The sequence below is a fragment of the Aminobacter sp. LjRoot7 genome (assembly GCF_964252895.1).
Lineage (GTDB): Bacteria > Pseudomonadota > Alphaproteobacteria > Rhizobiales > Rhizobiaceae > Aminobacter > Aminobacter aminovorans_B.
Window position 1 is genome coordinate 635672 of the sequence record NZ_CAXUPX020000002.1, and the last position, 12360, is coordinate 648031.

The 12360-nt window shown below is 63.6% G+C and carries 12 protein-coding genes; 6 read left to right on the forward strand and 6 right to left on the reverse strand.

Annotated features, from left to right (window positions below; translation table 11 throughout):
- The first annotated feature begins 41 nt into the window (after nucleotides 1-41).
- The 4 genes from ACSQ3E_RS08760 to ACSQ3E_RS08775 all read left to right on the forward strand — a co-directional run bounded on the left by ACSQ3E_RS08760 (nucleotide 42) and on the right by ACSQ3E_RS08775 (nucleotide 4015).
- Nucleotides 42-1232, forward strand: coding sequence for an amino acid ABC transporter permease (locus tag ACSQ3E_RS08760; RefSeq protein ID WP_310324851.1), 1191 nt, complete (start codon nucleotides 42-44; stop codon nucleotides 1230-1232).
- A 9-nt stretch (nucleotides 1233-1241) separates the two neighbouring features.
- Nucleotides 1242-2399 (forward strand): amino acid ABC transporter permease, encoded by a 1158-nt coding sequence (locus ACSQ3E_RS08765; protein ID WP_310324854.1) that lies wholly within the window; start codon nucleotides 1242-1244, stop codon nucleotides 2397-2399.
- A 23-nt stretch (nucleotides 2400-2422) separates the two neighbouring features.
- Nucleotides 2423-3226 (forward strand): amino acid ABC transporter ATP-binding protein, encoded by an 804-nt coding sequence (locus ACSQ3E_RS08770; protein WP_305866842.1) that lies wholly within the window; start codon nucleotides 2423-2425, stop codon nucleotides 3224-3226.
- A gap of 90 nt (nucleotides 3227-3316) precedes the next feature.
- A complete protein-coding gene (locus ACSQ3E_RS08775; protein WP_436122373.1) occupies nucleotides 3317-4015 on the forward strand; it encodes a TIGR02117 family protein in 699 nt (232 codons plus the stop codon).
- On the opposite strand, the gene ACSQ3E_RS08780 is transcribed toward ACSQ3E_RS08775, so the two are convergent.
- Both ACSQ3E_RS08780 and ACSQ3E_RS08785 read right to left on the reverse strand, forming a co-directional pair.
- Nucleotides 3973-5193, reverse strand: coding sequence for an FAD-dependent monooxygenase (locus tag ACSQ3E_RS08780; protein WP_436122374.1), 1221 nt, complete (start codon nucleotides 5191-5193; stop codon nucleotides 3973-3975). The two genes, ACSQ3E_RS08775 and ACSQ3E_RS08780, sit on opposite strands and share 43 nt — an antisense overlap.
- Nucleotides 5194-5208: 15 nt before the next feature.
- Nucleotides 5209-5457 (reverse strand): zinc-finger domain-containing protein, encoded by a 249-nt coding sequence (locus ACSQ3E_RS08785; protein ID WP_310324865.1) that lies wholly within the window; start codon nucleotides 5455-5457, stop codon nucleotides 5209-5211.
- Nucleotides 5458-5609: 152 nt separating this feature from the next.
- Here ACSQ3E_RS08785 and ACSQ3E_RS08790 point away from each other — a divergent pair, with 152 nt between their 5' ends.
- Nucleotides 5610-7817, forward strand: a complete 2208-nt coding sequence (locus ACSQ3E_RS08790) for an RNA degradosome polyphosphate kinase (RefSeq protein ID WP_436122375.1) — start codon at nucleotides 5610-5612, stop codon at nucleotides 7815-7817.
- On the forward strand, nucleotides 7817-9352 hold the full coding sequence (gene ppx / locus ACSQ3E_RS08795; protein WP_436122376.1) for an exopolyphosphatase: 1536 nt from the start codon (nucleotides 7817-7819) through the stop codon (nucleotides 9350-9352). Before ACSQ3E_RS08790 ends, ppx begins: the two co-directional genes overlap by 1 nt.
- Here ppx and ACSQ3E_RS08800 read toward each other — a convergent pair.
- From ACSQ3E_RS08800 to ACSQ3E_RS08815, 4 genes are all read right to left on the reverse strand, one after another.
- The gene (locus ACSQ3E_RS08800) at nucleotides 9345-9758 is read right to left on the reverse strand and encodes a DoxX family protein (RefSeq protein WP_436122377.1); all 414 of its coding nucleotides are present in this window, start codon (nucleotides 9756-9758) and stop codon (nucleotides 9345-9347) included. The genes ppx and ACSQ3E_RS08800 overlap by 8 nt on opposite strands.
- 133 nt (nucleotides 9759-9891) lie before the next feature.
- Nucleotides 9892-10317, reverse strand: coding sequence for a DoxX family protein (locus ACSQ3E_RS08805; protein WP_436122378.1), 426 nt, complete (start codon nucleotides 10315-10317; stop codon nucleotides 9892-9894).
- A 202-nt stretch (nucleotides 10318-10519) separates the two neighbouring features.
- Nucleotides 10520-11917 carry a class II fumarate hydratase gene (fumC, locus tag ACSQ3E_RS08810; RefSeq protein WP_310324879.1) on the reverse strand — a complete coding sequence of 466 codons (1398 nt, stop codon included), beginning with the start codon at nucleotides 11915-11917 and terminating at the stop codon, nucleotides 10520-10522.
- Between the two features lie 194 nt (nucleotides 11918-12111).
- Nucleotides 12112-12291, reverse strand: coding sequence for a CsbD family protein (locus ACSQ3E_RS08815; protein ID WP_067963408.1), 180 nt, complete (start codon nucleotides 12289-12291; stop codon nucleotides 12112-12114).
- Nucleotides 12292-12360: the final 69 nt, after the last annotated feature.

Below are 12360 nucleotides of genomic sequence, written 5' to 3' on the forward strand. Positions count from 1 at the left end.
GGCGCTGCCGCCTTCCGGTTCCTCTTTTGAAGGGACTTCCGATGGCTACGCAGGACATTCCCCAAGACGTAGGGGGCGGCCGCGCGTCGCTACTCTACGACCCGAAGGTGCGCGGCATCTTCTTCCAGATCCTGGTGGTCGTTGCGCTGACAGCGTTCGTCTACTGGATCATTGGCAACACGATCGAAAACCTCAAGCGCGCCAACATCGCCTCAGGTTTCGCCTTTCTCAACGGCCGCGCCGGTTTCGACGTCAGTGACACGCTGATCGCCTTCGATTCCGATTCGACCTACAAGCGCGCCTTGCTGGTCGGCCTGATCAACACAGTGGTCGTGGCCGCGGCCGGCATCATCACGGCGTCGATTCTCGGCTTCCTGATCGGTATCGGACGGCTGTCCAACAACTGGCTGATCCGCAAGATCTGCACGGTTTATGTCGAGCTGTTCCGCAACATCCCGCCGCTTCTGGTCATCTTCTTCTGGTATTTCGGCGTGCTTTCAGTGCTGCCCTTGCCGAAGGAGAGCATCGAGCTGCCGTTCGGCTCCTATCTCAACAGCCGCGGCTTCTATTTCCCCAAGGCAGTCTGGGGTGAGGGGGCTTGGCTGATCGGTGTGGCGCTGTTGCTCGGCATCGCGATGTCGTGGTTCGTCGCCCGGCAGGCAAGGCAGCGGCAGATGGCAACGGGCGCGACATTCCCGGTGCTCTGGACCTCGCTCGCCTTGATCATCGGTTTGCCGCTGCTGGCGCTTGTCGTCACGGGCTTTCCGCTGAGCTTCAACTTCCCGCAGAAGTCGACCTTCAACCTGACCGGCGGCCTGCAGATCAAGCCTGAGTTCCTGTCGCTCTATCTGGCGCTGTCGTTCTACACCGCGGCCTTCATCGCCGAGATCGTCCGCGCGGGTATCCGCGGGGTCAACAAGGGACAGACCGAGGCATCATCGGCGCTCGGCCTCCGCTCGGGCCAGGCGCTCAGGCTGGTGGTTGTGCCGCAGGCGATGCGCATCGTCATCCCGCCTCTGACCAGCCAGTTCCTCAACCTGACCAAGAACTCGTCGCTGGCGATCGCCATTGGCTATCCGGACCTTGTCGCAGTGGGTGGAACGGTGCTCAACCAGACCGGGCAGGCTATCGAGATCGTGGTGATCTGGATGGTCGTCTATCTCGGCCTGAGCCTGATCACCTCTGCCTTCATGAACTGGTTCAATGCCAAGATGGCATTGGTGGAAAGGTAGGAGGCGGAGATGTCACTCAATGACGTTGGTTACGTCCGCACCGAGATGGCGCAGCCACAGCCGGCTCCGGCTCGCGAGCGTGGGCCGGTGGCCTGGATTCGCAAGAACCTGTTCGCCAACCCGTTCGATTCGGTGCTGTCGATCATCGGCATGATCATCGTTGCGATGATCGTGCCGCCATTGATCAACTGGGCACTGATCCAGGCACAATGGACTGGCACCGATCGCACCTTCTGCGCCACTGTGGCGCAGGGCGGCATCCAGCCGGAAGGCTGGTCCGGCGCATGCTGGGCATTCGTCAACGCCAAGTTCGGCCAATTCATGGTTGGCCGCTATCCGTTCGACGAGCGCTGGCGGGTCATTCTCGTGGCGATCATGTTTGTGGCGCTTCTGGTGCCGCTGCTGACACCGCGTGCGCCCTACAAGGGACTGAATGCATTCCTGTTCCTGGTGGCGTTCCCGATCGTAGCCGCGATCCTTCTGATCGGCGGCATGCTGGGACTGCCGCATGTCGAGACCCCGCTTTGGGGCGGACTTCTGGTGACGCTGACCTTGTCATATGTCGGCATCGTCGTGTCGCTGCCGCTCGGTATCTTGCTGGCGCTCGGACGGCGCTCCAAGATGCCGGTGGTGAAGATGCTGAGCGTCATCTTCATCGAGACGGTGCGCGGCGTGCCGCTGATCACGGTGCTGTTCATGGCGAGCGTGATGCTGCCGCTGTTCCTGCCGGCGGGCGTGAGCTTCGACAAGTTCCTGCGGGCGCTTATCGGCGTATCGCTGTTCGCCTCGGCCTACATGGCCGAAGTGGTGCGCGGCGGCCTGCAGGCAATCCCCAAGGGCCAGTATGAAGGGGCCGATTCGCTCGGCCTCAGCTACTGGCAGAAGACCGGGCTTATCATCCTTCCGCAGGCGCTGAAGCTGGTTATCCCGGGCATCGTCAACACCTTCATCGGCCTGTTCAAGGACACGAGCCTGGTCTACATCATCTCGATGTTCGATCTGCTCGGCGTTGTCAGGCAGAACTTCTCGGATGCGGCCTGGGCTTCACCCCAGACCCCGGCGTCAGGGCTCGTCTTTGCGGCGCTGGTGTTCTGGATGTTCTGCTTTGGAATGTCGCGATATTCCATTTATATGGAGCATCGCCTCGACACCGGGCACAAGCGATAACGAACAACAAAAGGGAACGGCCCATGGCCATAGAAAACGCAGTCAGCGCCGACGAGATCAAGGTCGATCGGGCAAAGATGCACATCTCGGATACCGACGTCGCCATCGACATTGTCGGCATGCACAAGTGGTATGGCGAGTTCAACGTGCTCAAGGACATCAACCTCAAGGTGATGCGCGGCGAGCGCATCGTCATCTGCGGTCCGTCCGGGTCGGGCAAGTCGACAATGATCCGCTGCATCAACCGGCTGGAAGAGCACCAGAAGGGCAAGATCATCGTCGACGGCAAGGAACTGACCAACGATCTCAAGAAGATCGACGAGGTCCGCCGCGAAGTCGGCATGGTGTTCCAGCACTTCAACCTGTTCCCGCATCTGACGATCCTGGAGAACTGCACGCTGGCGCCAATCTGGGTGCGCAAGACGCCGAAGAAGCAGGCCGAGGAGCAGGCGATGCACTTCCTGCGTCGCGTCAAGATCCCGGAGCAGGCCAACAAGTACCCGGGCCAGTTGTCGGGCGGCCAGCAGCAGCGCGTGGCAATCGCGCGCTCGCTGTGCATGAACCCGCGCATCATGCTGTTCGATGAGCCGACTTCGGCGCTCGATCCGGAAATGATCAAGGAAGTGCTGGAGACGATGGTCGGCCTCGCCGAAGAGGGCATGACCATGCTGTGCGTGACCCACGAGATGGGCTTCGCCCGCAAGGTCGCCAACCGCGTCATCTTCATGGATCAGGGGCAGATCGTCGAAGAGAACACGCCGAGCGAGTTCTTCGACCATCCGCGCCACGAGCGCACCAAGCTGTTCCTCAGCCAGATCCTTCACTAGGGATCAGCTCCCAAAAATCAGAAAGCCCGGTCGTAATACGGCCGGGCTTTTTTGTTGGAACAGGCGCAGCGGAAGCGGGGATGGGGACGGTTGAGAAGAATTCTACGTCTGCTGGGCGCTGTCGTGCTTGTGGCCGTGGCCGCAGTGGTCTTAGGCACGCTGGTGCCGCGGCCGCTGTTCGGGCGCGCGGCAGGTGAGGCCGCACCCCGCCATATCCTCGTCTTCACCAACCCGATCCACACCGACATCGCCGTGCCGATCGACGATGCGGTGCTGCAGAAGTTCGGCTTCCTTCTCGATGCGGGCATCGCGGCCGATCTTCCGGCGGCGCGCTACCTGGTGTTCGGGTGGGGCAGCAAGGCCTTCTATATCGGCACGCCGACATGGTCGGAGCTCAAGCCCGGCCCGGTGTTTGCGGCGCTGACGCTCGACGACTCGGTCATGCATGTCGATCTCGCCGGCGACGTCGCCCTGCCGCAGCCAGCCGTCCAGCGCTTCGAGATCGGCGAGGCGGGTTTCGCGGCCATGCTCGATTTCATCGACCGCAGCTTCGTGCGGGGAACGGCCGGCGTCCAGCGCATTCCCGAGGTCGCCTATGGCGCCTATGACGGCTTCTTCGATGCCCACGGCAAGTTCAACGCACTGGCCGGCTGCAACACCTGGACGGCGGCAGCGCTGAGGGAAGCTGGGCTGACGACCGGCTGGTGGAACCCGCTGCCGGCGACGCTGAACTGGTCGCTCGGCCTCTATAACCGGCGGTCGGACCAGCCCGACGGCGTCCAGCCATAGAGCCAGTCCAGGTCGGCTGCCAGGCTCGCCGGCGACTTGAGCCGGAGGAACAGGTTGCGGGCGAGCGCCACCGGTCCCGCGGCATGCCAGGCGAAATGGTTGAGAGCGCCGCGTCGCGCCACCTTGGCGACGCGGATCTTGCGTGCCGCCTCCCATTGCGAAAGCGCGTCCGCCATGTCCGACGCCGCAGTGACGGCGTCGGCCAGCGTCCAGGCATCCTCGATCGCCATGGTGGCACCCTGGGCGGCAAATGGCGTCATGGCGTGCGCCGCATCGCCGATCAGCACGATGCCGGATGCCGAGGTCCAGGGACGGGAGGCGTCGACTGTGTGCAGCGGCCACACCGTCCACGGCCCGGCCTCTTGGACAAGCCTGGAGAGCGCAGGGGCGGTGCCATGCATGGCGCGCCGCAACGCATCGGCATCGGTTTCGCCGGACCATTGCTCTGCGATCGCGGTGCCTGGGGTGAAGGCGACGAGATTGACCGCGTGGCCGGCGCGGATCGGATAGGCGACGAGATGGAAGCCCGGATGCAGGAAGGTCGTGACCGTCGCAAGCGAGGTCAGTCCGGCGAACTGCCGGCCGAGCTCGCTGTCGCCCGGGATCGTCGTGCGCCAGGCGAGTTCGCCCGAGAACCGGCTCTTTCCATGCGGGCCGACAAGGCGTCGGCTGGCCGACCAGACGCCGTCGGCGGCAACGAACAGGCTGGCTTGTTCATGGGAGACGATGCCGCCTTGCATCACCGACACATTTAGGCCGTTCGCCTGCGGCTCGACTGTGTCGACCGTCGCTCCCGTGGTGATCTCGATCAGCGGGCTTTCGCTGACGCGCGCCAGCAGCGCCGACTGCAGATCTGCGCGGTGGGCGACGAGGTAAGGGGCTTTCCAGCGTCGTTCGGCCGCAGCACCAAGCGGCACGCGGGCGCGCTCAACAAGCGTCGCCGCGTCGCGCAGGACCACCGCTTCGGGCCGCACGGCAGACGCGCTGACGAGGTCGAGCACACCGAGGCGGTCGAGGATGCGGGTGGCGTTGGGGGAAAGCTGGAGGCCGGCGCCGACCTCTTCGAGCACCGGCGAGCGTTCATGGATGCGAACGCTGACGCCATGCCGGGCAAAGGCAAGCGCAGCCGTAAGCCCGGCGATACCGGCGCCTGCAATGACGACCGGCCGCGACTGCATGATCGTGCTGGGGTCTTAGGCTGCGCGGTCGATGACGTAGAGGCTGCCTGCCGGCAGGGTCTCGGTGGCCTTCAGCTTGGACGAATAGCGGTACAGCGTCGAGCAGTAGGGGCAGACCTTCTCGGAATCGGCGCCCATGTCGAGGAACACATGCGGATGGTCGAAGGGAGCCTTGGCGCCCACGCACATGAACTCCTTCACGCCGATCTCGATCACGGCATGTCCAGCGTCGTTCTGGAAGTGGGGGATGGAGCCACCGGCCATGGTATTTTCCCTTCTAAGGAACCTTATTGGAGAGCGTTTGTATCATAAGCGGCGGGTTTGCAAGATGCTGAAATGAAACTGTCGCAATTGCCTGTCAGAGGATAAGTTGAGCCGGATAAGCGGCGGAATGCGGCAGTGGGGAAGGGTTGTTTATGAATCAGTTGAAGCCGGTCCATACCGATTTCGTCAACGACAAGTCGCCGACCGGAGCCATCGACGGCAATCCGGATCGCTTCGTCAACCGCGAGTTCTCCTGGTTGCAGTTCAACCGGCGTGTGCTCGAGCAATCGCAGAACCCCAACCATCCGCTGCTCGAACGCGTCCGCTTCCTGTCGATCTCGGCCGGCAATCTCGACGAGTTCTTCATGGTCCGCGTCGCCGGTCTCGCCGGGCAGGTGCGCGAGGGCATCACCATCCGCAGCGCCGACGGCCGCACGCCAGAGCAGCAGCTCGACCAGTTGCTGCACGAGGTCGAGCGGCTGCAGGAGGACCAGCAGAAAAGCCTCGCCAGCCTGCTCGAACTGCTCAAGCTCGAAGGCATCGAGACCATCGCTTCGGCTGACCTGACCAAGGAAGAGCGGAAGTGGCTCGAAGATCACTTCATGGAGCAGGTCTTCCCTGTGCTGACGCCGTTGTCGATCGACCCGGCGCATCCGTTCCCCTTCATCCCCAATCTCGGCTTCTCGATCGCTTTGCAGCTGCGCCACCGCAAGAGCGGCGAGGAAATGACGGCGCTGCTGCGCCTGCCGGTCGCGCTCAAGCGCTACATCCGCTTGCCCGACCGCAAGCGCTCGGTGCGCTTCATCCCGATCGAGGAAACGGTCAACCTGTTCATCGGTAAGCTCTTTCCCGGCTATGAGGTCAAGGGCTCGGGCACGTTCCAGATCATTCGCGACAGCGATATCGAGGTCGAGGAAGAGTCGGAGGATCTTGTTCGGCTGTTCGAGACCGCGCTCAAGCGTCGCCGCCGCGGCTCGGTGATCCGCGTCGAATTCGACAGCCTGATGCCAGCGGAGCTGCGCGAATTCGTTGCCAGCGAGTTGGGCGTCGCCTCCAACCGCGTCAGCGTGCTGAGCGGGCCGCTGGCAATCAACCAGATCTCGGAGATCGTCTCGATCGCCCGCGATGATCTGAAGTTCCCGCCCTTCAACCCGCGCTTTCCCGAACGCATCCGCGACCATCGCGGCGACTGCTTCGCGGCAATCCGCGAGAAGGACTTCGTCGTCCACCACCCTTACGAATCCTTCGACGTGGTCGTGCAGTTCCTGCGCCAGGCCGCGATCGACCCGGAAGTTGTGGCGATCAAGCAGACGCTCTACCGCACATCCAATGACAGCCCGATCGTGCGCGCGCTCGTCGACGCCGCCGAGGCCGGCAAGTCGGTGACCGCACTCGTCGAACTCAAGGCGCGTTTCGACGAGGAAGCCAACATCCGCTGGGCCCGCGACCTCGAGCGCGCCGGTGTGCAGGTGGTGTTCGGTTTCCTCGAACTCAAGACCCACTCCAAGATGTCGCTGGTGGTGCGCCGCGAGGACGGCCGCCTGCGCAACTACGTCCATCTCGGCACCGGCAACTACCACCCGATCACCGCGCGCATCTATACCGACCTGTCGTTCTTCACCACCGATTCGGCGATCGCGCGTGACGTGGCGCATATCTTCAACTTCATCACCGGCTATGCCGAGCCGGCCGACGAGATGTGCATCGCGCTGTCGCCCTACACGCTGCGCAGCCGCATCCTCAAGCACGTCGCCGACGAGGTCGAGCATGCCCGTGCCGGCCGGCCGGCGCAGATCTGGATGAAGATGAACTCGCTTGTCGATCCCGACGTGATCGACGCGCTTTATGACGCCAGCCGCAGCGGCGTCGAGATCGATCTGGTGGTGCGCGGCATCTGCTGCCTCAGGCCACAGGTTCCCGGCCTGTCGGAGAACATCCGCGTCAAGTCGATCGTCGGCCGCTTCCTCGAGCACAGCCGCATCTATTGCTTCGGTAATGGCCACGGCCTGCCCTCGGACGAGGCCATCGTCTACATCAGTTCGGCCGATCTGATGCCGCGCAACCTCGACCGCCGCGTTGAAACCATGGTGCCGATCGCCAAACATTCGACCGTGCACGAGCAGGTGCTGGGTCAGGTCATGCTGGGAAATATCATGGACAACCAGCAAAGTTTCGAAGTATTGGCGGATGGAACCTCGCGGCGGATAACGCTTGACGAGGGCGAAGAGCCGTTCAATGCGCAGGAATATTTCATGACCAATCCGAGCCTCTCCGGACGGGGTGACGCGCTGAAGTCTCACGCGCCCAAACGTATTGCCCAGTTCAAGCGCCGCAAGAAGGCGGAGGCGGCGGCCACCTGATGGCGCAGCTTTCGCAGGGCCGGCTCAAGGACCGCCGACCGCTGTCGATTATCGATATCGGCTCGAACTCCATCCGTCTCGTCGTCTATGAAGGGTTGGCGCGTTCGCCGACCCTTCTGTTCAACGAGAAGATGCTCGCCGGCCTCGGCCGCGGCATCGTCTCCACCGGCAAGCTCGACCCCGAGGGCGTGACGCGCTCGATGGAGGAATTCCGGCGCTTCCGCGCACTGTCCGAACAGGCCGGCGCCGAGAAGATGTATGTGCTGGCAACCGCCGCCGCCCGCGAAGCCATCAACGGACCCGATTTCATTCAGCGCGCCGAGGATGTGCTGGGCACCAAGATCCAGGTGCTGACCGGCCGCGAGGAAGCTTATTATTCGGCGCTCGGCGTCATCTCGGGCTTCCATCCCGCCGATGGCATCGCCGGCGATCTCGGCGGCGGCAGCCTCGAGCTTGTCGACGTCAGGGGCGAAGCCATCGGCGACGGCATCACTTTGCCATTGGGCGGCCTCAGGCTGCAGGACATGGCCAAGGGCTCGCCTGTTACGGCGGCCAAGATCGCGCATGCCGAACTCGCCCGCGCCAAGCTGCTCAAGGGCGGGCAGGGCAGGACTTTCTATGCGGTTGGCGGCACCTGGCGAAACCTCGCCCGGCTGCACATGAACACCTCAAATTATCCGCTGGAGGTGATGCACCACTACCAGATGGACCCGGTCACGCTTGTGCCGTTCCTGCGCCAGGTGGCGCGCGGCGAAGTCGAGAAGATCAAGGGCATCGAAGGCGTGTCCAAGAACCGCCGTTCGCTTTTGCCTTATGGCGCCTTGGTGCTGCAGGAGATCATCACGGCGATGAAGCCGGAGAAGATCGTCGTGTCGGCGCTCGGCGTGCGCGAGGGTTTTCTGTTTTCGCTGCTCGAAGAGCAGGAACAGCGCGCCGATCCGCTGATTTCGGCGGCCGAGGAACTGGCCCTGCTGCGCGCACGTTCGGTGCAGCATGCCCAGGAGCTGACCGAGTGGACCAAGCAGTCCTTCGCGGCATTCGGCATCGAAGAGACCGAGGAGGAGGCGCGTTATCGCCACGCTGCCTGCCTGCTCGCCGACATCGGCTGGCGCGCCCATCCGGAGTATCGCGGGCGCCAATCACTCAACATCATCGCGCACGCCTCGTTCATCGGCGTCGATCATCCCGGCCGCGCTTTCCTGGCGCTGGCCAATCTGTTCCGCCATGACGGTGTCTTCAACGACAGCTTCGCCCCGGAGCTGAAGGAACTGGCGACGCCGCGCTATCTTGAGCGTGCCCGCATTCTGGGTGCGATGATGCGGGTGGTCTATCTGCTGTCGGCCTCGATGCCGGGGGTGATGCCCAGGCTGCGCTGGGAAGACCGGGGCAACGGCGTGTTGGCGCTGGTCATCCCGTCGGAGTTCGGCCAGCTCTATGGCGAGCGGCCCGCTGGACGCCTTGCCCAACTTGCCAAGGTCACCGGCCGCAAGCTGGTGCTGGCGGTCGAGGACGGCCCGAGCATCGCGGTCAAATAGGCTGGCGCAGCAGCATCCGGTCGAGCGAGAGCGCGCCTGCACCCGCCACAGATAGCGCCAGCAAGCCGCCTGCGGTGGCAATGTCCTTCATCAGTGCCTGCTGGTGCATGAAGGCCATGGCCGCGTCGTCGCCACTCTGGCCGTAGTGTCCGATAAAGCCCGCAGCCAAGGCGAAGGCGGCCAGCAGCACCGGCACGATGCGGGACTGGAAGCCGACAAGCACCAGAAAACCGCCAATCAGTTCGAACAGTCCGACACCCAGCGCGACGATCGTCGGCAGGGGAAAGCCGAGCCCGGCGAAATAGCCGGCGGTCCCTGAGATGTTGGACAGCGTGCTGATGCCCGCCGGCACGAACAGCGCCGCGATCAGAATTCTGGCGACAAGCAACAACAGGCTGTTGAGCATCGGTATGTCCTCGCAGCCGCAGGATGCACCCGTGCACCTTTGCTGTCACCACCAACTCGAACCTGTGGGTTGGTCAGGGCACAAAAAAGCCCGGGACGAGCCCGGGCCATTTCTTGGGAGGAATTTCTGTAGTTTAGCGGCGGCGGCCGTCGATCGACAGGGCGCCGGCACCGAAGGCGGCGAGCACGAACAGGCCGCCAGCGATCGCGAGGTTCTTCTGCAGGAACATGATCTGGTTCGGATCGGCGAAGTCGGTGTGGGCGATGGCGGTGGCCGCCAGGGTGAAGAGGCCGAGCACGATCGCGGCGATGCGGGTCTGGAAACCGACCAGGATGGCGATGCCGCCAACCAGTTCAACCAGGCCGACGACGACGGTCGTTACGGTCGGCAGCGGCAGGCCGATGCTGGCAAACCAGCCGGCGGTGCCGGAAATGGCGGTCAGCTTGGCAAAGCCGGCGAGAATGAAGATGGCCGACAAAAGCACGCGGCCGGCGAGGGTAAGGGCCGAGGCGTTGGTGCTGAGGCCGGACTTTGCGGTGGCAATGGAAGCGTTGGACATGGGCGTGGGGCTCCGTTGAAATTTGATGCCCAACACCTAGTGGATTTCGACTGTTCACTAAAGGTGCGAATATGTCGACAGATCGTTCACAGAAGAAGCGATTTGCTCGAAACCATGCGCCCGGCGACGCGGTGCGCCGCAAAAGCAGACGGCGCGGCAGGTGAGTGCCGCGCCGTGACGATGGGATCAGCCTGAAAGGCGGTCAGCCCGGACGGGTCATGTCCTCGGGACGGACAATGCGATCGTAATCCTCGGCGCTGACCAGCCCGGTCGCCAGCGCTTCGTCGCGCAGCGTGGTGCCGTTCTTGTGCGCGGTCTTGGCGATCTTGGCGGCGTTGTCGTAGCCGATGGTCGGCGCCAGCGCCGTCACCAGCATCAGCGAGCGGTCGAGCGCTGCCTTGATGTTGTCTTCGCGCGCCTCGATGCCGACGACGCAATTGTCGGTGAAGGAGATCGCAGCGTCGGCCATCAGCTGCACCGACTGCAGGAAGTTGTAGGCCATGACGGGGTTGTAGACGTTGAGCTCGAAATGACCCTGGCTGCCGGCGAAGGTCAGCGCTGCGTTGTTGCCGAACACCTGGACGCAGACCTGGGTCAGCGCTTCGCACTGGGTCGGATTGACCTTGCCCGGCATGATCGACGAGCCCGGCTCGTTCTCGGGCAGCGACAGCTCGCCGAGGCCTGAACGCGGGCCCGAGCCGAGGAAGCGGATGTCGTTAGCGATCTTGAACAGGGCAGCGGCGGCCGCGTTGATGGCGCCGTGCGAGAAGACCATCGAATCGTGGGCGGCAAGTGCCTCGAACTTGTTCGGCGCGGTGACGAAGGCGATGCCGGTGATGGCGGCAATGCTCTCGGCGACCTTTTCGGCAAAGCCGACCGGCGCGTTGAGGCCGGTGCCGACGGCGGTGCCGCCCTGGGCCAGTTCCTGCAGGCCGGGCAGGGTCAGCTCGATGCGCTTGATCGACGAGGCGACCTGCGCGGCGTAGCCTCCGAATTCCTGGCCCAGCGTCAACGGCGTCGCGTCCTGGGTGTGGGTGCGGCCGATCTTGATGATGTGGTCGAATTCGCGCGCCTTCTTGTCGAGGGCGGCATGCAGGTGCTTCAGCGCCGGCAGCAGGTCGTGGACGATGCGCTCGGCGCAGGCGATGTGCATGGCCGTCGGATAGGTGTCGTTCGACGACTGGCTCATATTGACGTGGTCGTTGGGGTGGACCGGCTTCTTCGAGCCCATCTCGCCGCCCAGCATCTCGATGGCGCGGTTGGAGATCACTTCATTGGCGTTCATGTTCGACTGCGTGCCCGAGCCGGTCTGCCAGACCACCAGCGGGAAGTGGTCGTTGAGCTTGCCGTCGATCACTTCCTGGGCAGCAGCGACCACTGTGTTGCCGATCTTGGGGTCGAGGCGGCCGAGCGCCATGTTGGCTTCGGCGGCGGCGCGCTTGACGATGCCGAGCGCACGCACGACCGAAAGCGGCTGCTTTTCCCAGCCGATCTTGAAATTGCCCAGCGAGCGCTGCGCCTGCGCACCCCAATAGCGGTCGGAAGCGACCTCGATCGGTCCGAAGGTGTCTGTCTCGGTTCTGGTCTTCTGGGCTGTCACGATCAGGTCTCCGAAAAATCTCGTTGCGGGCATCGGCCTATCGCGTTGCACACACGGCTTCAAGCGGAGATTGGGGCGCGCCGGAATCCTAATCGGTTCAACTGGGATGTCGCTTGAGGATCGGCGCCTGGGACAGGAAACGGGACATGAAAAAAGGCGGCCGAAGCCGCCTTGCTGGTTACGAGATCAGGGGGTCAAAGCGCCTTCTTGATCTTTTCCTTGGTGTCGCCATAGGCCTTCTGCACCTTGCCGGCGATCTTCTCGGCCGTGCCCTTGGCCTGGGTCGTCTTGTTGCCGGTGGCCTTGCCGGCCGCTTCCTTGACGGAGCCGGCAACCTGCTTGGCAACGCCCTTGACCTGATCCTTGTTCACCATTTCGCATCTCCTGTGGGTGGTGGCGCTGGTCAACGTTTTGGATGCGTTACGGTTCCGGCGCCCAGGTTG